Below are 21,619 nucleotides of genomic sequence, written 5' to 3'. Positions count from 1 at the left end.
GCCCTAACCTCATCCCCACACCTCACCGTCATCACGCAATCGCAAGAGGTGTAGGGGTTCAAAGGTGCAGGGTTTGAGATGGGGTAAAGCCTGCGAGGTGTATGTCGAAAGGTTTTTTGCGGTCTTGAGATCGAGCGCCGCCCGCGCGGCGCATCGCCGGCAAGCCGGCTCCCACATTTGTTGCAACGTACCATGGCCTGTGAGATCGGCGTTGTCAGCCTTGGTGCATGGCGGGAGTGCTTGTCGAGGCCGCAAACCGGCGGTCTACATGCAATCGCGAGATGTGTAGATACCTATGCCGCGGTTAGGCCATAGGCTAATGCCAATAAAACATCGCCTTGGCCAGCACCACGATCACCAGCATATGCCCAAGAATGCTGCAGCGAATCCACCACGCCCGGCCTTCGCTCAGGCGTCCGCGCTGCAACCAGTACGCCAGTAGCAGGTAATGGCCGATGATGCTCAGGGCCAGGATGATTTTCAGGCTCAACAGGCTGGCAAAGCTGCTGCCCCCCGGCTGGCTCAGCGCTGCGCGGTGGTGCCAGGCCAGCACCAGGCCTGCGCCATACAGCAGCAACACCACTCCATGCAGCACCTTGCGCGAACGCAGCGACAAGGCCTGATCGACCCCGGCCTGGGCCACAGGCGGCACCTGGCGCCGTGCCACGCGCCAGATAAACACCTCGAAAAACAGCGTGCCGATAAAGGCGATGGCCGCCAACAGGTGAATCACCAACACATACGGATAGATCATCCTTGCCCCTCCAGGCACTTAACCCGGGTGCCCGTCGACCCGGGCGCGCAGCAGCATCGGCCCATAGCGCCAGGCATACAAGGCAAACGCCAGCATCCAGCACAGCCCCGCCAGCCACAAGCCGCCCAGCGGCAGCCACAGCACCAGCAAGACCCGGCTGACTGCGGCCAGGTTGAGTAGGATGAACGCCAGGGTCATCCCCGCCGGCGGCTGCAAAGGCCGCCCGGTATGACCAAGGCTGACCCGGGCGATCATCGCCAGGATCAGGCCGGCCATGGCGCCGATGGTCAGGCAGTGCACGGCCAGGCTCGGGTTCAACGCAACCCCAAAATGCCACAAGGCCATGCCCAAACACGCCAGCGCCAACCAGGCGTAAGCCAGGTGCAGCGACCACAGCAGCGGCACCCGCCACAGCCCGCGATCATGCCAGCGCCACAGGCGCACGCCATGCCCCAGCGCCAGGGCGGCGAACAGCAGGCCGATCCAGGTATTGGCTGTCAGCGCCAGGCCTGCGGCATACAGCACCGCCACCAGCGCAGAGCCGCCCAGCAGCAACCAGTCGAGCCAGGGCCAGGGCACCACTGCCGTGGCCCGGCCCAGGCCGCGCTGGGTAAAGAACGGAATCACCCGCCCGCCAATCAGGCCCATCATCGCCGCCACCAGCCAGATACCCGCCAGCACGCCCTGGCGCTGCCAGCCCTCGTGGCCTTGCACCAGCCCATACACCGCCAGGCCATCGACGGCCGCCAGCAACAGCAGGACCATCACCACCGGGTAATTGCGTTGTTGCCGCACGCGCCACAGGGTGCTGCCCATCAATACCGCCACCACCAGCGGGAAGCCCAGTTCCAGCAGCGCCAGCAGTGGCCAGGGCGCATTGCCCAGCCACGCCAGCCGTCCTGCCAGCCACAGCAGCGCAAGGCCTGCCAGCGGCTTGCCACTGAGGCCCGGTTGACTGGTCCAGGTCTGCACTGCGGTCAGCAGAAAGCCGGCAATGATCGCCAGGCCAAAACCGAACACCAGCTCGTGCCGGTGCCAGGCCAGCCAGCCGCCGGCCGGCTGCCAGCTGCCCAGAGCGCCATTGAGGGCCGCCAGCCACAGCGGTATGGCCAGCATCGCCAGGCCACAGCCGGCGAGGAACAACGGCCGGAACGCCAGCCGCAGCAGCGGCGCGATGGCCAGCGCTTTACGGCGATCAAGTACTTGCATCAAGCCTCTCCTTAACAGGGTGCCGGAACCGCACACAAACCCGGCGTCATCATCTGCCATTGACGAGCGCTTGCCCTTGTCGCACGTCAAGGCGCCTGGCGTACAACCGCGTAGGCTGCCAATGGCTGTTGAACAACTCTGTGCAAGGGCCGTGCCCTGGCGCAATTGCAGGCCGGCGCAAGCAGCACCAGGGTACAAATGACCCTGACAGGGTAAATACAACCCAAAGACGCCGGGTATTTTCAACCCTGCACCATCCGCAGCACGGACAACACGGCAAATGCCGACTGGCCCGGCTCTTGCTCAAGCACCACCCATTTCCCGCCTGAGGATGAACTGCCATGGTACTGCACCGCGTCCACCACCAGATTTTGCGCAGCCACCACCTGTTCGAGCCGTTGAACGACGAGCAGCTCGATGAACTGATGGGCAACAGCCAACTGCTCAATGTCGATAAGGGCGAACCGCTGTTCCGCCAGGGCGAGCCGGCCGAGGCGTTCTACTTCGTGATCGCCGGGGCGGTGAAGATCTACCGGCTGACGCCGGACGGCCAGGAAAAGGTGTTTGAAGTGATCGGGCCGCGGCAGACCTTCGCCGAAGCGATGATGCTGATGGACACACCCAACTATGTGGCCTCGGCCGAGGCCGTCGGCCAATCGCAGTTGTACCGGCTGTCGACCGGCACCTACATGCGCCTGCTGCAAAGCAACAGCCGGCTGACCTTCGCCCTGCTCGGCAAGCTGTGCGTGCGCCTGCACCAGCGGGTCAACGAAATCGAAACACTGTCGCTGAAGAACGCCACCCACCGGGTGGTGCGTTACCTGCTGGGGCAACTGATGCACGCGCAACCGGTGGCGCGCCAGTTCGAGCTGCCGATGGCCAAGCAGTTGATTGCCGGGCACCTGTCGATCCAGCCGGAAACCTTCTCGCGGATCATCCGCCGCCTGATCGATGAAAAGATCATCTCCCAGCAAGGCCGCTGCATCGCCATTCTCGATCGACCACGGCTGGAGCAGTTCGAATGAATGCCCTGCCCGTGTGCCTGTACTGCGAACACACCAACCCGGCCAAAGCCAGCACTTGCGAGCACTGCGGCATGCCGTTGCCGGCCACCGCAGCACTGGCCGGGGCGCGCCAGCAACTGCGTTTTCTGTGGTTCTGTATCGGTCTGACGCTGTTTTGTGTGGCGATGGTCTTGTGGTTGCCGCGCTAGGTTTGAGTCAATTGCCGATACAACTGCGGCAGGCGCAGCGGCAGCTGTTCGGGCTGGCGAATCAGGCTGTAGCCGTTGCTGCCGAACATGTACGGCAGGTAGGCGCCGGCTTCCCGGTCGATGGTGATGCAGAACGGTGTGAGGCCCATGCGCCGGGCCTCGCGCACTGCCTCGCGGGTGTCCTCGACGCCATAGCGCCCTTCATACAGGTCCAGATCGTTAGGCTTGCCATCGGTGAGCAGCAGCAACAATTTGCGCCGCTGCTTGCACTTGCCTAGCACCTGACTGGCCTGGCGGATCGCCGCGCCCATGCGCGTGTAGTAACCGGGTGTGAGGCCCTGGATCGTGCCTCGGGTCACATCGTCATAGCGCTGGCCGAAGGCTTTGACTTGCTGCATGCGCACCTGCTGGCGGCGCAGCGACGAGAAACCGAACAAGGCAAAATCATCGCCCACCGCATTGAGGGCTTCGGCAAACAGCAACAGGCTGTCGCGGATCACCTCGATGACCCGTTGCTCATCGTTCAGATGCGAATCAGTGGACATCGACAGGTCCGCCAGCAGCAGGCAGGCAAGATCACGACGGGTGTAGCGTTGTTCCAGGAACAAGCCACGCTCGACGCCCTGCCCCTGCTGGCGCTGGACATGAAAATCCAGCCAGGCCTGCAGGTCCGGTTCGCTGCCCTGAGGTTGATGGCGCAACCACTGACGGTCGTTACGCAACTGTTCGAACTGCCGGCGCAAACGCCGCGCCGGCACCTGCAAATGCGCAGGCAAGGTTTTGGCTTCTGCGTTGCGTGGCTCGAGCAGTTGCAGGTTGACGAAATCCGCCTGCAGGCGGCCCTGGCGATAATCCCATTCCGGCAGCTTGATGCCTGCGCCCAGGGGAATGTCGTCGACCTCCGCCGGCGGCAGGTCCAGGTGCAGCTTCAGGCCGCCGCCCTTGCGAATGCGGGTGCGCGACAGGGTCAGTTGATCGAGGTCTTCGGCAACCCGGGCGGCATCCGGGTCTTCACTGTCGTCCTCCCAACGGTCAAGGTCGACGTGTTCGGTCCAACTGAACAAGTTCTCCAGGCGCACGATCAACAGGCCGCCCTTGGCCGGGCTGTCGTCGATGCGGGTGGCACGTTTGCGCCCACCCTGCTGCTGGCCGGGGGTGTCGGGTAGCGCGTACTCGGCCTCTTCAAGGTCACCCGCCTGGGGGCTGGCCAGGTGCAAGGGCGGATACAGCCACAGCGGCAGCGGCCAGGCCGCCCGTTCGCTGCGCGGAAAATCCTCGACGCTGCCCGGCTCGCGCAGGGCCTGGCGCAAGGCGCGCTCAAGCTGCGCCTCATCGGCGCTCAGCGCGGCCGGATCCGGGCGCAGTTGCAGGTGCGCCTCGACCAGCCGCTGGTAGCGGCCGGTCAAGCCGGGAAAGCGTTGCAGCAACGCCTGGGTCCAGCGCTGGTTGTCCCGCCCCCAATGACGCATCGGCCCCGCCTGCGCTGCGAGCAAGGTCAACCAGCGATACAGCTCCTCGTTCAAGGCGGCGTCGGGAAACACCGCCAGGTGCGCCGGCAGCCGCAGGTTGTGGGCGTCACACCAGGCCAGCGGCGCCTGCTTGCAGGTCCCGGCGATCTGCTGCAACAGGCTGCGGCGCAGCAGCAGGTCACGCTCACTGGCCGCCTCCACACCCATACCGCCAGCCCCGCCCATGGCCCGGAACAACAGGGCCAAGCGCTGTTGCCGCGGTGCCAGTTCGACCTGCGCCTCAGGGAAATCGACACTCGCCCGGCGGGTGATGAAGCGATGCCAGAGACTACCGACCCATTCTTCCAACTCGACCGTGAAGGCCATTACGAGGGCACTACCCTGGCCGGTGCGCGCAAGGCGGCGCGAGCGCGCTGGCGAAAGCTCAGCAAGTAGCACACAAGCCCCGCAAGAAAGCCCACGCCACTGACCAGCCGCGCCCAGAACAGCCCGCGCAACTGCTCGGTGGTGGACATGAACGGCAAGGCGCTGCCATCTTCGGCCCAACGCTGCAACAGCACCTGGACCACGCCGGCGGCGGTGAGCAGCAAGGTGATCATCACCATCGACAGGGTCATCAGCCAGAAGCCCCACACTTCCAGGGTCTGCGAGCGCTCATCGGCGGCCTCGCCGAGCCCGCGCAAACGCGGCATGGCGTAGCTGATCAGGGTCATGACGATCATCGCGTAGGCGCCGTAGAAGGCCAGGTGGCCGTGGGCGGCGGTCAGTTGCGTGCCATGGGTGTAGTAGTTGACCGGTGCCAGGGTGTGCAAAAAGCCCCAGACCCCGGCGCCGAAAAACGCGGTCACCGTAGTGCCCTTGGCCCACAGGGTAGCGGCGCGGTTGGGGTGCTCGCGGCGCCGGTTCTTGACCATGCTGAAGGCGAACATGACCATGGCCAGGAACGGCAACGGCTCCAACGCCGAGAAGATCGAGCCGACCCACAGCCAGACCTCGGGCGCACCGATCCAGAAGAAATGGTGGCCGGTGCCGATGATGCCGGTGATCAGGGCCATGGCGATGATCACGTACAGCCACTTTTCCACCACTTCGCGGTCAACCCCGGTGATCTTGATCAGCACGAAGGCCAGCATTGAACCCATGATCAACTCCCACACGCCTTCGACCCACAGGTGCACCACCCACCACCAGTAGAACTTGTCGCGGGCCAGGTTCCCCGGGTTGTAGAACGAGAACAGGAAGAACACCGCAAGGCCGATCAGGCCGGTCATCATCACCATGCTCACGGTGGTCTTGCGGCCCTTGAGCAGGGTCATGCCGATGTTGTAGAGAAAGCCCAGGCAGACCACGACAATCCCAAGCTTGGTGATGGTCGGTTGCTCGAGGAACTCGCGGCCCATGGTCGGCAGCAACTCGTTGTGGGTCAGCCTGGCCAGGCCCGCATAGGGCACCAGCAGGTAACCGAGGATGGTCAGCACCCCGGCGGCGGCAAACACCCAGAACAGAAGGATTGCCAGTTTCGGGCTGTGCAGCTCGCGGTCGGCCTCCTCCGGCACCAGGTAGTAGGCCGCGCCCATGAAGCCGAACAACAGCCAGACGATCAGTAGATTGGTGTGCACCATGCGCGCCACGTTGAAGGGAATGACCGGGAACAGGAAGTCTCCGACCACGTACTGCAGGCCCATGATCAAACCAAACAGCACCTGGCCCAGAAACAGGATCAGGGCAAACACGAAGTAGGGTTTGGCAACAGCCTGGGAGGCAAATTTGAGATGGGGATTGGCAATGCTCATTACTCAGCCCTCCTGGTTTGGCGGCCAGCCATTGGTATTGATATTCGAGCTCCACTTGAGGAACTCGGCGATATCGTCGACCTCCTGTTCGCTCAGGTTGAACTGCGGCATGGCCCGGCGTCCGGGCACGCCCAGCGGCTGCATCTTCATCCAGGCATGCAGGAACGGCTTGAAGCCCTCCTCGCCGCCACGGCGCTTGAACACGTTGCCCAGCTCCGGTGCAAAGTACGCACCCTCGCCCAGCAGCGTGTGGCAGCCGACGCAGTTGTTCTGCTCCCAGACCGTCTTGCCGCGCACCACCGCCTCGGTCAATTGCGCCTCGTTGCTGCGTTCGGGAAAGGTCTGTTCGGTGTGATAGGTCAAGGCCAGGAAAATCAGGAAGAAGAACACGCTTCCCCCGAAATAGATGTTCCTGGCCATGCCTTTGGTGAAGGTCTCTGACATGGTCGCTTCCTCATTGCTTGGCCTGCCCATGATAGAAAGCGCGAGGGCAAAACCTGCTTGATGGCAATCAAGAAACGTTGATGGTTTTACTCGGGTATTAACCGCGAAGGTACAGGCCAACGCCCAGCAGCGCCGCCAGCACCAGGGCCCAGCTGAGCATCAGCCAGCGCCAGCGCTGCGGGCCGTGGCGCAGCTCCATGAAGCCATCGGTGATCAACCAGGCCTTGGCCAGCGCCAACAACAGCACCAGCGCGCTCTGGCCGAGCAGCACCGAGCCCAGGCTCAGACAGGCCAGGGCCAACCAGCACAGCAACAAAAATATCGAAGATGACATCTGCCCTCCTCAACCGATCAGGTAGACCAGCGGGAACAACAGCACCCAGACCAGATCGACCATGTGCCAGTACAGCACCCCGGATTCGAAGCCGCTGCAACGCTCCGGGCCATAGCCGTGACGCCAGGCGGTGAGCGCCAGCCAGGCGAGAATCAACAGACCCAGCAGCACGTGCAGAAAGTGAAAACCGGTGAGAATCCAGTACAAGGTGAAGAAGGTGTTGTGCTCGATGCCCAGGCCCGCGCCCAGCAGGTGACGATACTCGCCAAGCTTGATCCCGACATAAACGCAGGCAACCAGCATCGCCGCGAGCAACAACCACGCCGCCCGCCTCGACTGCCCCTGGCGCACCTGCACCTGGGCCAGCGCCGCCAGCAGGCCGGCGCTGAGCAGGCTCAAGGTCATGGCCAGGCCCGTGGAGGTGTCGAGCAACTGGCGGCTTTGCCCGAACAACTGCGGCTTGAGTTGCTGGGTAACGCTAAAGGCCAGGATCAGCAGGGCGAACACCGTAAGCTCGGCCAGGATGAACAACCACATCGCCAGGTCGCCTGGCAAAGGCCGGACGCCAGGTTCAAGGGAAGTGGACATCGACCACGTCCATCAGCGCCGCCACCGTCACCGGATCATCGCTCAGTGGCTCGGCCAGGCAGGCCCGGCAGGCTTCTCGAGGCCCCAGGCCGGCGCCGATCATGCGTGCGGCAAAGATCAGCAGGCGGGTCGAGGGCACCTCTTCCAGGTCGTGCTGATCCAGCCGGCGCAGGGCCTGGCCGAGCTTGACCAGTTGATTGGCCAGGGCGCCATCGACGCCGGCTTCGCGGCGCACGATAAGCGCTTCTTCAGCGGCCGGCGGGTAGTCCAGGCGCAGGCCGACAAAGCGCTGGCGGGTGCTGGGCTTCATGCCCTTGAGCAGGTTCTGGTAACCGGGGTTATAGGACACCACCAGCATGAACGACGGCGGTGCCTGCAGCACCTCGCCAGTACGTTCGAGAAACAGCTCGCGGCGGCCATCGGCCAGCGGGTGCAGCACCACCACGGTGTCCTGGCGCGCTTCGACCACTTCATCGAGGTAGCAGATACCGCCTTCGCGCACTGCGCGGGTCAGCGGGCCGTCCTGCCACCAGGTGCCTTGGGCGCCGATCAGGTGCCGGCCGACCAGGTCGGCGGCGCTCAGGTCATCGTGGCAGGCCACGGTGTGCAGGGGCAGTTTCAGGCGCTGGGCCATGTGCTGGACCAGGCGGGTCTTGCCGCAGCCCGTGGGGCCTTTGAGCAGCACCGGCAAGCCATGGCGCCAGGCCTGTTGGAACAGTACCAGTTCGTTGCCTTGTGCGTGGTAGAAGGGTTCGCAGCGAGGTTCTGTGAGGTCCATGAGATACCTGGATAAACGGCGGGTTCGACGACCACGCTAAGAGCCCCTGCGACAACCTGGCAAGCACCGCAGCCGGCAAACTTGATCGCCGTCAAGCGGTCTGCGGCCTGCTCCGGCATAGCCTTTGCCGGCACCAAGAACCTGCGCTCTGTCCTGGCCTGCCAGCACATCGCAAAGGTCTAGCCTGAGGAGAGAAGGAATGCTGATCAGTACCCGAAAAACCTTTGCCCTGAGCCTCTGCTCGGCGTTGGCGCTGGCCTTGCCCGGCAGTGCCAACGCCGAGCAGAACCCCCCGACCGCGACGCCAGCGGCCATGGTCACCAGCGCCGGCGCGCCGGACATGACCCAGGCCGATTTCGATGCCTCCAAAGAGATCTACTTCCAGCGCTGCGCCGGTTGCCACGGTGTGCTGCGCAAGGGCGCAACCGGCAAGCCGCTGACCCCGGACATCACCCAGGCCCGTGGCCAGGCCTACCTGGAGGCGCTGATCAGCTATGGCTCGCCCGCCGGCATGCCCAACTGGGGCACTTCCAACGCGCTGAGCAAGGCGCAGATCACCAGCATGGCCCAGTTCATCCAGCACACCCCGCCCACCCCACCGGAATGGGGCATGGCCGAAACCCGCAAGACCTGGAAGCTGCTGGTCAAGCCCGAAGACCGCCCGACCCGCCAGCTGAGCAGCCTCAACTTGCAGAACCTGTTCTCGGTGACCCTGCGCGACGACGGCAAGATCGCCCTGATCGATGGCGACAGCAAACAGATCGTCAAAGTCGTCGAGACTGGCTATGCCGTGCACATCTCGCGGATTTCCGCCTCCGGGCGTTACCTGTTGGTGATAGGCCGCGATGCACGCATCGACATGATCGACCTGTGGCCCAAGGAGCCGACCAAGGTGGCCGAGGTCAAGATCGGTATCGAAGCGCGTTCGGTGGAGACCTCCAAGTTCAAGGGCTATGAGGACAAGTACACCATCGCCGGTGCCTACTGGCCGCCGCAGTTCACCATCATGGATGGCGAAACCCTGGAGCCGAAACAGATCGTCTCGACCCGCGGCATGACCGTCGACAAGCAGGAATACCACCCCGAGCCGCGGGTGGCGGCGATCATCGCCTCTCACGAGTGGCCGGAGTTCATCGTCAACGTCAAGGAAACCGGCAAGGTCATGCTGGTCAGTTACCAGGACATCAAGAACCTCACCATCACCAGCATCGACGCCGCGCCGTTCCTCCACGACGGCGGTTGGGACAGCAGCCACCGCTACTTCATGACTGCTGCCAACAACTCCAACAAGGTCGCGGTGATCGACTCCAAAGAGCGCCGCCTGACCGCCCTGGTCGATGTCGGCAAGACCCCGCACCCCGGCCGTGGCGCCAACTTCGTGCACCCGCAGTACGGCCCGGTGTGGGCCACCAGCCACCTGGGCGATGCCGGTATCTCGATGATCGGCACCGACCCGCTCAAGCACCCGCAGTACGCCTGGAAACAAGTCGGCTCGCTCAAGGGCCAGGGCGGCGGTTCACTGTTCATCAAGACCCACCCCGAATCGCGCCACCTGTACATCGACACCACCTTCAACCCGGACCCGAAAATCAGCCAGTCGGTGGCGGTGTTCGACATCGACAAACTCGATGCCGGCTACAAGGTACTGCCGATTGCCGAGTACTCGGGGATCAAGCAAGGCGCCCTGCGCGTGGTCCAGCCCGAATACAACAAGGCCGGTGACGAGGTCTGGTTCTCGGTGTGGAACGGCCAGACCGAGGAGTCGGCGCTGGTGGTGATCGACGACAAGACCCTGGCGCTCAAGCAGGTGATCAAGGACAAGCGGCTGATCACCCCGACCGGCAAGTTCAATGTCTACAACACCCAAAACGACATTTATTGAGCCTCATCAACGCAAGGAGCCGTCATGAAAAATACTCTGCTTTCGCTGCTTGGCCTGCTCGCCAGTGCCAGCCTGCAACCGGCAGTGGCCGCGGATGGGCTGGCGCTGTTCCAGAGCAAGTCCTGCGTTGCCTGCCATGCCGTCGACAGCAAGCTGGTAGGGCCTTCGCTCAAGGACGTGGCGGTGAAAAACGCAGGCGTCAAAGGCGCCGCCGACACCCTGGCCAGCCACATCAAGAACGGCACCCAGGGTAACTGGGGGCCGATCCCGATGCCGGCTAACGCCGTTAGCGATGATGAAGCAAAACTGTTGGCCAACTGGGTCTTGAGCCTCAAGTAGCCCACCCCAAGGAGGGCGTCATGAACACCTGCAACGGCGTTGTCAGCCTGGCTGCCCTCCTGCTCTGCGTCCCTGTTTTCGCCGCGCCTGACGCCCAGCGTCAGGCGCAGCTCAAACACCTGCTGGCCCAGGATTGCGGCGCCTGCCATGGCCTGTACCTGACCGGCGGCCTGGGCCCGGAACTGACCCCCAAAACCCTGGCCGGCAAACCCCGCGACAGCCTGATAGCCACGGTGCGCCTCGGCCGCCCGGGCAGCGCCATGCCAGCCTGGCAGGCGCTGCTCAGCAGCGAAGACATCGGCTGGCTGGTCGATCACCTCTTGCAAGGAGCACCCATCCCATGATCCGTAGCCTGATCCTGCCCGCCGCCACTGCGCTGCTGCTGTCCGCCTGTGCGCAAGCGCCGTTGCGCGGCAGTGGCGACCTGGGCCTGGTGGTCGAGCGCGCCAGCGGCAGCGTGCAGATCGTTGAAACCAGCCACGGCCAGGCCCTGGCGCGGCTCGACGGGCTGGGCGACTTGTCCCATGCCTCGGCGGTGTTTTCCCGCGACCAGCGCTACGCCTACGTGTTTGGCCGCGATGGCGGCCTGACTAAAATCGATCTGCTCAAGCAGCGCATCGACAAGCGCCTGATCCAGGGCGGCAACAGCATCGGCGGCGCCATCAGCCAGGACGGCACCTTGATTGCGGTGTCCAACTACGTGCCCGGCGGGGTCAAGGTGTTCGATGCCGCGACCCTTGAGTTGGTTGCCGACATCCCCGCCACCCTGCTGGCCGATGGCAACAAACGTTCGCGGGTGGTCGGCCTGGTCGACGCGCCAGGCCAACGCTTTGTCTTCAGCCTGTTCGACAGCGGCGAGATCTGGAGCGCCGACTTCAGCCAGGGCAACACCCCACAGATCACTCGCTACAGCAATATCGGCAAGCAACCCTATGACGCCCTGATCACCGCCGATGGACGCTACTACATGGCCGGGCTGTTCGGCGAAGACGGCATGGCCCAGCTCGATCTCTGGCACCCGGAACGCGGGGTCAAGCGGGTTCTCGGTGATTACGGTCGCGGCGAGGCCAAGCTGCCGGTGTACAAGATGCCGCACCTGGAAGGCTGGGCGCTGGCAAACAACCAGGCGTTCGTGCCGGCGGTCGGCCGTCATCAGGTGCTGGTGATGGATGCGCGCAACTGGCAGCAGACCGCCGCCATTGCCGTTGCCGGGCAGCCGGTGTTCGTCACCGCGCGCCCGGATGGCCGTCAGCTGTGGGTCAACTTCGCCTACCCGGACAACGACCGGGTGCAAGTCATCGATAGCGAATCCCACCAGGTGATTGCCGACCTCAAGCCCGGCCCTGCGGTGCTGCACATGGAGTTCACCGGGCGTGGCGACCAATTATGGCTGTCGGTGCGTGACGCCGACCAGGTCCAGGTCTGGGACCCCTACAGCCTCAAGCGCCTCACCCGCCTGCCCGCTGCCGCGCCCAGCGGCATCTTCTTCAGCAGCCGCGCCCAGCAGATGGGGTACTGAGATGCCAGTGCACAGCCTTGAACGCCGCTTGATCGAACGCTTCCAGCATGGCATGCCGGTCTGCGCCGAACCCTACCGGGAGATGGCGCAGCAACTGGACTGTAGCCAGGATCAGCTCATCGCCTGCCTGCAACAGATGGCCGAGCGTGGCCGTCTGTCGCGCATCGGCCCGGTGTTCGAACACCGTCACGCCGGCGCCAGCACCCTGGCGGCGCTGGCTGTACCTGCCGAGCGCCTGCAGCAGGTGGCCGCGCGTATCAGCCAGTTCCCCGAGGTCAACCACAACTATGCCCGCGAGCATCACTACAACCTCTGGTTCGTGCTCACCGGGCCGGATCGCCCGCACCTGCAGCAGGTCCTCGACGAGCTCGAAGCCGACACCGGCCTGACCCCGCTTGACCTGCCGATGCTCACAGCCTACCGAATCGACCTGGGCTTCGCCCTGGCAGAAGCACCATGAACCGCGCGCTCGATGCCGGGCAAAGCCTGGCCCTGCGCCGTCTGCTCGAAGCGGGCCTGCCGCTGCTGGCGCGTCCCTATCAGCACCTGGCGCAGCAGATCGGCGCCGAGGAGCAACAGGTATTGGCGCAGGTCCAGCAGTGGCAGCAGCACGGTTTGTTCCGCCGTCTGGGCCTGGTCCTCAATCACCGCGCCCTGGGCTATACCGCCAACGCCATGCTGGTGCTGGACATCCCCGACGCGCTGATCGACGAAGTCGGCCAGCGCCTGGGCCGCGAGCCACAGGTCAGCCTCTGCTACCAGCGCCCGCGCCGTTTGCCGCAGTGGCGCTACAACCTGTTCTGCATGGTCCATGGCCGCCAGCGCGAGCGGGTCGAAGCGCAGATCACAGCATTGCTCGAGCGGCACCTGCTCAGCGACCTGCCCTATCAGATCCTGTTCAGCACCCAGGCCTTCAAACAGTGTGGTGGCCGTTTCGCCCCCGCCAGCCACGGAGCGTGCCCCCATGGATGAACTTGACCGGCGCCTGATCAACCGCTTGCAACTGGGCCTGCCGCTGGTGCCGCAGCCCTGGCAGGTGCTCGCCGCAGAACTGGGCAGCAGCAGCCAGCAACTGCGCGAACGCCTGCAGCGGCTGCTCGACGACGGCAGCCTGACCCGCTTCGGGCCGATGTTCGACATCGAGCGCCTGGGCGGCGCCTTTACCCTGGCCGCGCTGACGGTGCCCGAAGCACGCTTCGAGGCCGTCGCCGCCACGCTGGCGGCGATGCCCGAAGTCGCCCACAACTACCGCCGCGAGCATGCCTGGAACATGTGGTTCGTGCTCGCCTGCGCCAGCCCCGAGGCACTTGACGACGCCCTGCAGCGCATCCACCAGCGCACCGGCCTGGCCCCGCTGAACCTGCCCAAGGAGGAAACCTACCATGTCGGTTTGTACTTCTCGCTCTGAACAGGCCCTGGCCCTGCACCTGGTAACCCTGACCCAGGCCGGCCTGCCGCTGGTGGACGATCCCTGGGCCTGGCTGGCCGAGCAGTTGCAGCTCAGCGTCGAGGCGACCCTTGCGCTGCTCAAGGGCCTGCAGGCCGACGGCGCGATTCGGCGCATCGCCGCCGTGCCCAATCACTACCGCCTGGGCTATCGCTTCAACGGCATGACCGTCTGGGATGTCGACGACGCTCAGATGCCACGCCTGGGCCGGCTGATCGGTGCGCAGCCCTTCGTCAGCCATTGTTACCGACGCCCGCGCAACGGCAGCTGGCCATACAACCTGTTCGCCATGGTCCATGGCCGCAGCGCCACCGAGATCGACAGCTACCGCGAACACCTGCGCTATTTGCTGGGCGATGCCTGCCGGGCCGACGAGATGCTGGTCAGCAGCCGCATCCTGAAGAAAACCGGTGTACGCCTGCCCAGCACCGCGCTGGATCAAGGAGCCTGACATGCTGAGAATCAGCCATTACCTGCGCACCCTCGCCGGCCACAGCCCGGCGCCACGCAGCAGCCCGCCGGGCAGCCCGCGCCCGCCGGTGGTGATCTGGAACCTGCTCAGGCGCTGCAACCTGACCTGCAAGCACTGCTACGCCACCTCGGCCGACAGTGTGTTTCGCGATGAACTGAACACCGAAGCGGCCCTGCAGGTGATCGATGACCTGGCAGCTGCCGGGGTCAAGGTGCTGATCCTCTCCGGTGGCGAACCGCTGCTGCGCAGCGACCTGTTTCTGCTCAGCGCCCATGCCCGCGACCGGGGCATGTTCGTTGCCCTGTCGAGCAACGGCACCTTGATCGATGAAAGCAACATCGCCCGGGTGCGCGCCGCCCGGTTCGACTACGTCGGCATCAGCATCGACGGCCTGGAGGCCACTCACGACGCCTTTCGCCAGCTTGAGGGCAGCTTCGCCCGTTCGCTCAAGGCCATCCGCCTGTGCCGCGAACAGGGCATCCGCGTCGGCATGCGCACTACCCTGACCCAGGACAACCACGCCCAGTTGCCGGCCTTGCTGGCGCTGATGCGTGAGCACGACGTCGACAAGTTCTACCTCTCGCACCTGAACTACAGCGGCCGTGGCAAACGCAGCCGTAAGCTCGACGCCCTGCAACAGATGAGCCGCACGGCGATGGACCTGCTGTTCGACCGGGCCTGGGAGGATATTGAGCACGGCCGCGAGAGTGATTTTGTCAGCGGCAACAACGACGCCGATGCCATCCTCTTGCTGCAGTGGACCGAGCGCCATCTGCCTGAACACGCAGCGCAACTTGAGCAGATGCTGCGAGCCTGGGGCGGCAATGCCTCGGGCAGCGCCATCGCCAATATCGACAATACCGGCGAGGTTCATCCGGATACCTACTGGTGGCAGCATTCGGTGGGCAATGTGCGCCGCACGCCGTTTCGCACCTTGTGGCTGGACGAGCCCGACCCGCTACTGCTGCGCCTGCGCCAGCACCCTCGTGCGGTAACCGGGCGCTGCGCCGCCTGCCGCTGGCTGAGCATCTGCAACGGCAACACCCGTACCCGCGCCTGGGCCGCCGGTGACCTCTGGGGCCAGGACCCCGGTTGCCACCTGAGCGATGAAGAAATCGGCCTGCCGCCCTCGCCCGGCATTCCTTGCGTCATGACCTGACAACCTGACCGGGCAAGGCGCCGAGACAGGCGCCACCCGGCACCCCTGATGATGGATCAAGGAGCGCCCTCATGCATTGTGCCTCTGTTCTACCCGCCGCCCTGCACTCGCCCTTCAACCCGGGCGAGGTGGCCTTGGTCGGCGCCGGCCCCGGCGATCCGCGCCTGCTCACCCTGCGCGCCTGGAGCCTGCTGATGCAGGCCGATGCGGTGGTCTATGACCGCTTGATCAGCAGCGAGCTGCTGGCGCTGATCCCGCCGGGTTGCAACCGCCACTACGTTGGCAAGATCAGCGGCTATCACAGCCTGCCCCAGGCGCAGATCAACCAGCTGCTGGTCGACCTGGCAAATCAGGGCCTGCGCGTGGTCCGGCTCAAGGGCGGCGACCCGTTCGTCTTCGGCCGTGGCGCCGAAGAGCTCGAATTTCTCCTGCAACAGGGCATCGATTGCCAGGTGGTACCGGGCATCACGGCCGCCGCCGGTTGCAGCGCCTACGCCGGCATTCCCCTGACTCACCGCGAGCTGGTCAACTCCTGCCGTTTCGTCACCGGTCACCTGCAGCACGATGGCGAACTGAACCTGCCCTGGCAAAGCCTGGCCGATGACAGCCAGACCCTGGTGTTCTACATGGGCCTGGCCAACCTGCAAGTGATCAGCACGCAATTGATCGCTGCCGGGCTTGCTGCCGATACCCCGGCGGCGCTGATCAGCCGTGGCACCTGCGCCGACCAGCAGGTGCTGCGCGGCACCCTCGAGCAACTGCCGACGCTGGCCCGGCACTGCCCCGCCGCGACCCCGACATTGACCGTGATCGGCAAGGTGGTCGGGCTGTTCGCCGAGCAGACGCTGCGCTACCCCGCCGGCTTTTCCAGCCGGGAGAGTGCAGCGCAGCCCGAGACTTCTCAGACCGTCCTGGAGAACTGACCCTGGCGCCCGCCGCCAAGGTAGGCATCAAACGCCATGGCGGTGTTGCGCATCATCAAATGGCCCTGGGGCAGCAACTGCAGGGCATCCTGCTCCAGGGTCAGCAGTTGGTCATCCACCTGCTCGGCCAACTGCCCCAGGGCATCGGCGAAGTAGTCGTTGAAGCGAATCCCATGGGCCGCTTCCAACTGAGCGAAGTCGACCCGGCCATGGCACATCAGCTGGTTGATCACCTCGCGGCGCAGCACATCGTCGGCATTGAGGCGGTAGCCGCGCTGGATCGGCAGCAGGCCTTGGTCAAGCCGCGCATAGTATTGGGAGAGCAGCTTGACGCTCTGGCTGTAACTGTTGCCGACCTTGCCGATGGCCGACACGCCCAGGCCGATCAGGTCGCAGTCGGCATGGGTCGAGTAGCCCTGGAAATTACGCTGCAGGGTGCCATTGGCGCGGGCCAGGGCCAGCTCGTCATCGGGCAAGGCGAAATGGTCCATGCCGATGTACACATACCCGGCTTCGGTCAGACGCTGGATCGTCAGCTCCAGCAGCTCCAGCTTGCGCTCCGGTGGTGGCATGTCTTGTGGACGGATCATCCGTTGCGCCCGCACCTGTTCAGGCAAGTGTGCGTAGCTGTAGGCGGCGATGCGATCCGGGCGCAGGTCAATGATCTTGCTCAAGGTCACATCGAAGCTGTGCACGGTTTGCAATGGCAGGCCGTAGATCAGGTCGACACTGACCGATTTGAAGCGCGCCTGGCGCGCTGCCGCCACCAGGGCGTAGATCTGTGCTTCGCTTTGCCGGCGATTGACCGCCGCCTGCACATCGGCGTCGAAATCCTGCACGCCGAAACTCAGGCGATTGAAGCCCAGGCCGCGCAGCATTTGAACCTGCCCGGTGCTGATGGTGCGCGGATCAACCTCAATGGAAAACTCGTGAGCATCGCTGTCGTCGAGGTTGAACGCCTGGTGCAGGCAGTCCATCAGTTCAGCCAGTTGGGCGTTGCTCAGGTAGGTCGGCGTGCCGCCGCCCAGGTGCAGCTGGGTCAGTTTGCGGCTGCGTTCGAACAGCGCGCCCTGCATGGCAATCTCACGCTTGAGGTAGCCCAGGTACTCGGCCGCGCGGTGGGTCTTGCGGGTGATGATCTTGTTGCAGGCGCAGTAGTAGCACAGGCTCTGGCAGAACGGGATGTGGATATAGGCCGACAGCGGCTTGGAGGCAGCGGCCTGGTTGCTGGCCTGCACCGCTTGCAGGTAATCATCGAGGGCGAAGGCCTGGTGAAACTGCGGCGCGGTCGGGTAGGAGGTGTAGCGTGGCCCCGGACGGTCGTACTTTTTCACCAGGGCGCGGTTGAATTCAAAGGCTGGCATCGTGGTCGACCCATTGCTGATGGAGGGAAAGCCCCGGGCTGCTCGGAGCGAACAACTGGCAGATGGCATCCACTTCCACACGGCCGGCGGGCAATATGCTGATGTAACGCGCTGACAGCTCAACCAGCCCGGCCCGGCTCATGGCCTCCAGCTGGCGCCAGGCGCTGGCGAAGTACTGCGTAAAGTCCACCCCATAACGGGCCTCGAAGGCCTGGATATCCAGCTCCAGGTCACAGGCCAGGCGCTCGGCCAGCCGCTGGCGCAACTGATCGTCGGCCTCACAGCGCCAGCCTCGAAAGGTGGCCAGCTGGTCGTTGTCAAGCGCTTGCAGGTAGTGCGCAAGCGTAAGGGCATTCTGGGTGTAGAGCTCATCGAACTGGCTGATGGCGCCAAGGCCCAGGCCGACGTGGTCGCAGTAACCGTGCCGGGTGAAGCCCTGGCAATTGCGGCGCAGGCGCCCGCGTTCCTGGGCGATGGCCAGGTCGTCGTCGGCGCGCACGAACTGGCCCAGGCCGATGTGCTGGTAGCCTGCGGCGAGCAACTGGGCAAAACACAACTGGCGCATCCGGGCCTTGTCGGCCGCGCTGCACGGCGCTTGCCGGGCACTGTGGGCATACCGCGCAGGTGGCTTGGCATAATCGAAGACCTGCAAGCGGTCAGGCTCAAGCTCGATCAGGGTGGCCAGCTTGCGGGCGAAGCTGTCCGGGGTTTGCCAGGCGTGGCCGTAGCCAAGGTCGACGCTGACCGAGCGAAAATCGAAGGTGCGCGCCGCATCGATCAGCGAGTGAATCGGCGCCGGGTTCTGGCAGCAGGCGGCCGACGGCACCGCGTCCTGGCGACAATCAGGCACGCCGATGCTGACATGGTTGAAACCCTGGTCACGCAACAGGCCCATGGTCGCCCAGTCGGTGTGGTGCAAATCGACTTCGACGCCGTAGTCGCCCAGTTCGTGTTCAAGAAAATTGAAGCGCCTACGCAGTTGCTCCATCAACCCTTGCAGCACCTGGGCGCTCGGGGTAGCGCCGCTCAGTTGAAACTGCTCGATGCGCTGGTCGGCGCCCAGGTGGCAACCAACCAGGGCAATCTCCCGCTGCAGGCAGCGCAGGTAGGCGTCCTGCTGCTGGTTATCGAACCCGGCCGGCAACTGCACGCTCAACGACAACGGCCGGTGCTGCTGGCGGCTGGCGCGCAGTGCACGCAAGACATCCAGCGAACCGATGCCAGCATGGAACCTGCGGGTATCGGCATGCCCGCCCGGCTCTTCCGGCCAGTGCCCGTGCGCGGTGGTCTGCTGCCAGTGGCGATGGAGTGGATCAAGCATGGCGGGGCTCCGAGACGGGCTACGGAGCCTCAGTGTCCGCCGAGTCCGGCCTGCAGGCCTTGATTTGCATCAAGCGCGGCGCGGGTGGCTACCAGCTCAGGTAGAACATGGCCTTGGCCAGCAACAGGATCAGCAGCAGATGGATGAACACACTGTGGTGAATGAACTTCACCCGGCCACTGCTCATGCGCCCGGTCCTGAACAGCAGCATGGCTGCCAGAAAATGCACCAGGACGCTGGCGGCGAGGGCAATCTTGAGCAGCAACAAGGTGGCAAAGGACGACGCCAGCGGTGCGGCCAGCAGCGGCGCATAACGCAGGGCGACCATCCCTGCCCCGGCGCCGAACAACACCAGCAACACCCAGGGCATCAGTTGCCGGGCGCGTTGGCCGATGGCTTGTTCCAACAGCAGCATGAGCTTGGCCGGTAGCTGCTTGCGAATGTGTTCCAGGAACAGCACCTCGAAGAACACCGTACCGATGAAGATCACTGCGCAGAACAGATGCAGGGTTAACAGCAGCGGGTAGAGCATTGGAGCCTCGGCGGGTGTCTGGCGCTGAGGTCCAGACTAACGCAGCGGCAGGCCCGGGCGGTTGACGGCAGTCAAGACCCGGTGGGAGCGAGCTTGCCTCGCGATGCAGTGTTCGCCTGGCAGAACGCATCGCGGGGCAAGCCCGCTCCTACAGCGCGCATGGCTTTTTCGATTCTGCGCCGCTTTTACATTTCTGTGCGACACATCCCACTTCAGGGACTCCCGTGCCACTCGCCGTGGTGGTAGCTTGGAAAAGTTTTGTTGCAACCATCCTTTCTCATCACTTGCCTGCAAAGGAATGTCCCCCGCAATGAATTTCGCCCTGAAAAAACTGGCTGCGGCCACCCTTGTGCTCGCTGGCCTGGCATCGGTCACCTCGCCTGCCCTTGCCAACATTACCCCACAGCAAAGCGCGGCCATCCTCAAGAGCTTCAGTGACGCTTCGGTCAAGGACTTCCGCGAGTTCCTCACCAGTGTGGCCAAGAGCGATCTGGCCAAGGCCGACAAGCTCGACCAGAGCATCGCCGCGTTTCTCGGCAACAAGCCGCTGACGGCTGACCAGCAGAACGAAATCCATCGCTTGCTGGGTATCTATGCCCGGGTCAAATACGGCGCGGCGGCTACCCAAACCCTGCGTGAGCTGGTGGCCATTCCGACGTTCCGTGTCGAGGGCGTCGAGCAGCACGACAACCCCGAGTTCATCAAGATCGCGGCAAAGATCAAGGACCTGGCCCAGGCCTTCAACCTGAACTTCCGTAACGTCGACAACCGCGTCTATGAAATCTCCCTGGAGGGCAAGGGTGATGAAGTGGTCGGCATTCATGCCCATGCCGACGTGGTGCCGGTCACCCCGGAGAACTGGGTGCTCAAGGATGGCACACGCCTCGACCCGTTCAAGGTCACTCTGGTGGGCGACCGCATGTATGGCCGCGGCACCGAAGACGACAAGAACGGCATCGTCGTGGCGATGTACGCCATGAAGATCATCAAGGAAGAAAAGCTGCCGCTGGCGCGCAACTTCAAGCTACTGGTCGACACCACCGAAGAGACCAGCGGCGACGCCATCCCCTACTACTTCGAACGCAACCCGACGCCCAACTACAATCTGGCCCTGGACGGTGGTTACCCGGTGGTGATCGCCGAGAAAGGCTACGGCACGGTCATGGCCAGTTTTGCCCGCCGCGCAGGCGACGGCAAGGGCGCCGAGATCACCGGCCTGACCGGCGGCCTGGCCACCAATCAGATCCCATCGACTTCAGTCGCCACCTTGGTCACCGACAATCCTGCCGAGCTGGCTGCGGCCCTGCAAAAGGCCGGTGCTGAGTACGCCAAAGCCAATGGCGGCAACTTCGAGGTCAGCGCCAAGGTCGATGGCAAGGATGTCAAACTGACTGTCACCGGCGTCTCGGCGCACTCCTCCGAGCCTGAGTCCGGGGTCAACCCGGTGGCGCGGATGCTCGACTTCATCAACAGCCTCGACGGCAAGGTCGCGCTCAAGCACAACCACATCACCGACGCCGCCCGTTACGCTGCCGACAACTGGGGCCTGGACTACCTGGGCGGCAAACTGGGTGTCGGCTTCTCCGACAGCTTCATGGGCCCGCTGACCACCTCGCTGACCTACGTTGGCCTGGACGACAAAGCCTTGAAACTGGCGGTCAACCTGCGCGTGCCCAAGGGCAAGAGCCCGGAAGTCCTGAAGAGCGAGATCGCCGGCAAGCTGGATGCCTGGAGCAAGAAAAGCCACATCACACCGGCCTTCGACTACTCGATCGCCGCGCCGATGTTCCGCAATCCCGAGGGTGAATGGGTCAAGGCACTACTGGCAGTGGCCAGTGAAAACCTGGGGATGAAGCACGAATTCGGCACCTCCGCCGGCGCCACCTCGGTGCACGAGCTGCCCAATGGCGTGCAGTTCGGCCTGGCCATGCCCGACGTCAAGTACACCGGGCACAACGACAATGAGTTCAAGACCGTGGAGCAGTTCCTGCTGGATCTGCAGGTGGTGACTGAAATGATGGGGCGTGTTGGGCAATTGCCGAAGCTTTAATCCTGCTGCTGTCTGCCTAGGGCTGCTTG

Annotated in this window: 24 protein-coding genes; 13 read left to right on the top strand and 11 right to left on the bottom strand. The window is 64.3% G+C overall.

The features are described from left to right. Window positions 1–316: 316 nt before the first annotated feature. Together M5G17_RS25950 and M5G17_RS25945 are read right to left on the bottom strand one after the other, a co-directional pair. Complete coding sequence (locus M5G17_RS25950; RefSeq protein ID WP_273895715.1) at window positions 317–754, bottom strand: CopD family copper resistance protein; 438 nt, start codon at window positions 752–754, stop codon at window positions 317–319. 18 nt (window positions 755–772) lie between these two features. Continuing rightward, the gene (locus M5G17_RS25945; protein WP_273895714.1) at window positions 773–1,963 is read right to left on the bottom strand and encodes an NnrS family protein; all 1,191 of its coding nucleotides are present in this window, start codon (window positions 1,961–1,963) and stop codon (window positions 773–775) included. 341 nt (window positions 1,964–2,304) lie between these two features. Here M5G17_RS25945 and M5G17_RS25940 point away from each other — a divergent pair, with 341 nt between their 5' ends. Both M5G17_RS25940 and M5G17_RS25935 read left to right on the top strand, forming a co-directional pair. Further along, a complete protein-coding gene (locus tag M5G17_RS25940) occupies window positions 2,305–2,988 on the top strand; it encodes a Crp/Fnr family transcriptional regulator (RefSeq protein ID WP_130264354.1) in 684 nt (227 codons plus the stop codon). Further along, window positions 2,985–3,176, top strand: coding sequence for a protein DnrP (locus tag M5G17_RS25935; RefSeq protein ID WP_273895713.1), 192 nt, complete (start codon window positions 2,985–2,987; stop codon window positions 3,174–3,176). The genes M5G17_RS25940 and M5G17_RS25935 overlap by 4 nt, the downstream gene beginning before the upstream one ends. Here M5G17_RS25935 and M5G17_RS25930 read toward each other — a convergent pair. The 6 genes from M5G17_RS25930 to M5G17_RS25905 all read right to left on the bottom strand — a co-directional run bounded on the left by M5G17_RS25930 (window position 3,173) and on the right by M5G17_RS25905 (window position 8,582). After that, window positions 3,173–5,011 (bottom strand): nitric oxide reductase activation protein NorD, encoded by a 1,839-nt coding sequence (locus tag M5G17_RS25930; protein WP_273895712.1) that lies wholly within the window; start codon window positions 5,009–5,011, stop codon window positions 3,173–3,175. The two genes, M5G17_RS25935 and M5G17_RS25930, sit on opposite strands and share 4 nt — an antisense overlap. Next, the gene (locus M5G17_RS25925; protein ID WP_273895711.1) at window positions 5,011–6,438 is read right to left on the bottom strand and encodes a cbb3-type cytochrome c oxidase subunit I; all 1,428 of its coding nucleotides are present in this window, start codon (window positions 6,436–6,438) and stop codon (window positions 5,011–5,013) included. The genes M5G17_RS25930 and M5G17_RS25925 overlap by 1 nt, the downstream gene beginning before the upstream one ends. A 3-nt stretch (window positions 6,439–6,441) precedes the next feature. Next, entirely contained in the window at window positions 6,442–6,882 is a 441-nt protein-coding gene (locus M5G17_RS25920) for a c-type cytochrome (protein ID WP_273895710.1), read from the bottom strand. Between the two features lie 97 nt (window positions 6,883–6,979). Continuing rightward, window positions 6,980–7,216 carry a cytochrome C oxidase subunit IV family protein gene (locus tag M5G17_RS25915; protein ID WP_273895709.1) on the bottom strand — a complete coding sequence of 79 codons (237 nt, stop codon included), beginning with the start codon at window positions 7,214–7,216 and terminating at the stop codon, window positions 6,980–6,982. A gap of 9 nt (window positions 7,217–7,225) precedes the next feature. Beyond that, a complete protein-coding gene (locus M5G17_RS25910; RefSeq protein ID WP_273895708.1) occupies window positions 7,226–7,804 on the bottom strand; it encodes a cytochrome c oxidase subunit 3 in 579 nt (192 codons plus the stop codon). Continuing rightward, window positions 7,788–8,582: a CbbQ/NirQ/NorQ/GpvN family protein gene (locus tag M5G17_RS25905; protein WP_273895707.1), complete on the bottom strand. Its 795-nt coding sequence runs from the start codon at window positions 8,580–8,582 to the stop codon at window positions 7,788–7,790. Before M5G17_RS25905 ends, M5G17_RS25910 begins: the two co-directional genes overlap by 17 nt. Before the next feature lie 199 nt (window positions 8,583–8,781). Between M5G17_RS25905 and M5G17_RS25900 the strand changes: the two genes are divergently transcribed. The 10 genes from M5G17_RS25900 (at window position 8,782) to cobA (ending at window position 16,323) form a co-directional block, all read left to right on the top strand. Further along, window positions 8,782–10,464 carry a cytochrome D1 domain-containing protein gene (locus tag M5G17_RS25900; RefSeq protein ID WP_420793327.1) on the top strand — a complete coding sequence of 561 codons (1,683 nt, stop codon included), beginning with the start codon at window positions 8,782–8,784 and terminating at the stop codon, window positions 10,462–10,464. A gap of 24 nt (window positions 10,465–10,488) precedes the next feature. Beyond that, the gene (locus tag M5G17_RS25895) at window positions 10,489–10,803 is read left to right on the top strand and encodes a c-type cytochrome (protein WP_130264345.1); all 315 of its coding nucleotides are present in this window, start codon (window positions 10,489–10,491) and stop codon (window positions 10,801–10,803) included. A 20-nt stretch (window positions 10,804–10,823) separates the two neighbouring features. Further along, the gene (locus tag M5G17_RS25890; protein WP_273895706.1) at window positions 10,824–11,147 is read left to right on the top strand and encodes a c-type cytochrome; all 324 of its coding nucleotides are present in this window, start codon (window positions 10,824–10,826) and stop codon (window positions 11,145–11,147) included. After that, entirely contained in the window at window positions 11,144–12,322 is a 1,179-nt protein-coding gene (locus tag M5G17_RS25885) for a cytochrome D1 domain-containing protein (protein WP_273895705.1), read from the top strand. Before M5G17_RS25890 ends, M5G17_RS25885 begins: the two co-directional genes overlap by 4 nt. Before the next feature lies 1 nt (window position 12,323). Continuing rightward, window positions 12,324–12,782 (top strand): Lrp/AsnC family transcriptional regulator, encoded by a 459-nt coding sequence (locus M5G17_RS25880; RefSeq protein ID WP_273895704.1) that lies wholly within the window; start codon window positions 12,324–12,326, stop codon window positions 12,780–12,782. Further along, window positions 12,779–13,294, top strand: a complete 516-nt coding sequence (gene ahbB, locus M5G17_RS25875; RefSeq protein ID WP_273895703.1) for a siroheme decarboxylase subunit beta — start codon at window positions 12,779–12,781, stop codon at window positions 13,292–13,294. Before M5G17_RS25880 ends, ahbB (M5G17_RS25875) begins: the two co-directional genes overlap by 4 nt. Then, complete coding sequence (locus M5G17_RS25870; RefSeq protein WP_273895702.1) at window positions 13,287–13,730, top strand: Lrp/AsnC family transcriptional regulator; 444 nt, start codon at window positions 13,287–13,289, stop codon at window positions 13,728–13,730. Before ahbB (M5G17_RS25875) ends, M5G17_RS25870 begins: the two co-directional genes overlap by 8 nt. After that, window positions 13,705–14,220: a siroheme decarboxylase subunit beta gene (gene ahbB / locus M5G17_RS25865; RefSeq protein WP_273895701.1), complete on the top strand. Its 516-nt coding sequence runs from the start codon at window positions 13,705–13,707 to the stop codon at window positions 14,218–14,220. The genes M5G17_RS25870 and ahbB (M5G17_RS25865) overlap by 26 nt, the downstream gene beginning before the upstream one ends. A gap of 1 nt (window position 14,221) precedes the next feature. After that, the gene (nirJ, locus tag M5G17_RS25860) at window positions 14,222–15,400 is read left to right on the top strand and encodes a heme d1 biosynthesis radical SAM protein NirJ (RefSeq protein WP_273895700.1); all 1,179 of its coding nucleotides are present in this window, start codon (window positions 14,222–14,224) and stop codon (window positions 15,398–15,400) included. Between the two features lie 71 nt (window positions 15,401–15,471). After that, window positions 15,472–16,323 (top strand): uroporphyrinogen-III C-methyltransferase, encoded by an 852-nt coding sequence (cobA, locus tag M5G17_RS25855; protein ID WP_273895699.1) that lies wholly within the window; start codon window positions 15,472–15,474, stop codon window positions 16,321–16,323. On the opposite strand, the gene hemN is transcribed toward cobA, so the two are convergent. The 3 genes from hemN to M5G17_RS25840 form a co-directional block, all read right to left on the bottom strand. Then, on the bottom strand, window positions 16,302–17,687 hold the full coding sequence (gene hemN / locus M5G17_RS25850) for an oxygen-independent coproporphyrinogen III oxidase (RefSeq protein WP_273895698.1): 1,386 nt from the start codon (window positions 17,685–17,687) through the stop codon (window positions 16,302–16,304). The two genes, cobA and hemN, sit on opposite strands and share 22 nt — an antisense overlap. Next, window positions 17,674–19,008, bottom strand: coding sequence for an oxygen-independent coproporphyrinogen III oxidase (locus tag M5G17_RS25845; RefSeq protein ID WP_273895697.1), 1,335 nt, complete (start codon window positions 19,006–19,008; stop codon window positions 17,674–17,676). Before M5G17_RS25845 ends, hemN begins: the two co-directional genes overlap by 14 nt. Window positions 19,009–19,096: 88 nt before the next feature. Further along, window positions 19,097–19,540 (bottom strand): hypothetical protein, encoded by a 444-nt coding sequence (locus tag M5G17_RS25840; RefSeq protein ID WP_273895696.1) that lies wholly within the window; start codon window positions 19,538–19,540, stop codon window positions 19,097–19,099. A 310-nt stretch (window positions 19,541–19,850) separates the two neighbouring features. Here M5G17_RS25840 and M5G17_RS25835 point away from each other — a divergent pair, with 310 nt between their 5' ends. After that, on the top strand, window positions 19,851–21,590 hold the full coding sequence (locus tag M5G17_RS25835) for a dipeptidase (RefSeq protein ID WP_273895695.1): 1,740 nt from the start codon (window positions 19,851–19,853) through the stop codon (window positions 21,588–21,590). Window positions 21,591–21,619 lie beyond the last annotated feature (29 nt).

Origin of the sequence: Pseudomonas rubra (assembly GCF_028656935.1) — a bacterium.
In the GTDB taxonomy this organism is placed as follows: domain Bacteria; phylum Pseudomonadota; class Gammaproteobacteria; order Pseudomonadales; family Pseudomonadaceae; genus Aquipseudomonas; species Aquipseudomonas rubra.
Note: the sequence above shows the minus strand (reverse complement) of the source record. Positions and strands in the feature narration are given on the sequence as shown.

Excerpts from the sequence above, each read along its gene's own strand:
- ahbB (WP_273895701.1), top strand. The coding sequence starts at position 13,705 with ATGTCGGTTTGTACTTCTCGCTCTGAACAGGCCCTGGCCCTGCACCTG.
- M5G17_RS25900 (WP_420793327.1), top strand. The coding sequence starts at position 8,782 with ATGCTGATCAGTACCCGAAAAACCTTTGCCCTGAGCCTCTGCTCGGCG.
- hemN (WP_273895698.1), bottom strand. The coding sequence starts at position 17,687 with ATGCCAGCCTTTGAATTCAACCGCGCCCTGGTGAAAAAGTACGACCGT.
- M5G17_RS25935 (WP_273895713.1), top strand. The coding sequence starts at position 2,985 with ATGAATGCCCTGCCCGTGTGCCTGTACTGCGAACACACCAACCCGGCC.
- M5G17_RS25870 (WP_273895702.1), top strand. The coding sequence starts at position 13,287 with ATGGATGAACTTGACCGGCGCCTGATCAACCGCTTGCAACTGGGCCTG.
- M5G17_RS25945 (WP_273895714.1), bottom strand. The coding sequence starts at position 1,963 with ATGCAAGTACTTGATCGCCGTAAAGCGCTGGCCATCGCGCCGCTGCTG.
- M5G17_RS25890 (WP_273895706.1), top strand. The coding sequence starts at position 10,824 with ATGAACACCTGCAACGGCGTTGTCAGCCTGGCTGCCCTCCTGCTCTGC.
- M5G17_RS25840 (WP_273895696.1), bottom strand. The coding sequence starts at position 19,540 with ATGCTCTACCCGCTGCTGTTAACCCTGCATCTGTTCTGCGCAGTGATC.
- cobA (WP_273895699.1), top strand. The coding sequence starts at position 15,472 with ATGCATTGTGCCTCTGTTCTACCCGCCGCCCTGCACTCGCCCTTCAAC.
- ahbB (WP_273895703.1), top strand. The coding sequence starts at position 12,779 with ATGAACCGCGCGCTCGATGCCGGGCAAAGCCTGGCCCTGCGCCGTCTG.
- M5G17_RS25920 (WP_273895710.1), bottom strand. The coding sequence starts at position 6,882 with ATGTCAGAGACCTTCACCAAAGGCATGGCCAGGAACATCTATTTCGGG.
- M5G17_RS25940 (WP_130264354.1), top strand. The coding sequence starts at position 2,305 with ATGGTACTGCACCGCGTCCACCACCAGATTTTGCGCAGCCACCACCTG.
- M5G17_RS25845 (WP_273895697.1), bottom strand. The coding sequence starts at position 19,008 with ATGCTTGATCCACTCCATCGCCACTGGCAGCAGACCACCGCGCACGGG.
- M5G17_RS25835 (WP_273895695.1), top strand. The coding sequence starts at position 19,851 with ATGAATTTCGCCCTGAAAAAACTGGCTGCGGCCACCCTTGTGCTCGCT.
- M5G17_RS25885 (WP_273895705.1), top strand. The coding sequence starts at position 11,144 with ATGATCCGTAGCCTGATCCTGCCCGCCGCCACTGCGCTGCTGCTGTCC.
- M5G17_RS25905 (WP_273895707.1), bottom strand. The coding sequence starts at position 8,582 with ATGGACCTCACAGAACCTCGCTGCGAACCCTTCTACCACGCACAAGGC.
- M5G17_RS25880 (WP_273895704.1), top strand. The coding sequence starts at position 12,324 with ATGCCAGTGCACAGCCTTGAACGCCGCTTGATCGAACGCTTCCAGCAT.
- M5G17_RS25910 (WP_273895708.1), bottom strand. The coding sequence starts at position 7,804 with ATGTCCACTTCCCTTGAACCTGGCGTCCGGCCTTTGCCAGGCGACCTG.
- nirJ (WP_273895700.1), top strand. The coding sequence starts at position 14,222 with ATGCTGAGAATCAGCCATTACCTGCGCACCCTCGCCGGCCACAGCCCG.
- M5G17_RS25915 (WP_273895709.1), bottom strand. The coding sequence starts at position 7,216 with ATGTCATCTTCGATATTTTTGTTGCTGTGCTGGTTGGCCCTGGCCTGT.
- M5G17_RS25930 (WP_273895712.1), bottom strand. The coding sequence starts at position 5,011 with ATGGCCTTCACGGTCGAGTTGGAAGAATGGGTCGGTAGTCTCTGGCAT.
- M5G17_RS25895 (WP_130264345.1), top strand. The coding sequence starts at position 10,489 with ATGAAAAATACTCTGCTTTCGCTGCTTGGCCTGCTCGCCAGTGCCAGC.
- M5G17_RS25925 (WP_273895711.1), bottom strand. The coding sequence starts at position 6,438 with ATGAGCATTGCCAATCCCCATCTCAAATTTGCCTCCCAGGCTGTTGCC.
- M5G17_RS25950 (WP_273895715.1), bottom strand. The coding sequence starts at position 754 with ATGATCTATCCGTATGTGTTGGTGATTCACCTGTTGGCGGCCATCGCC.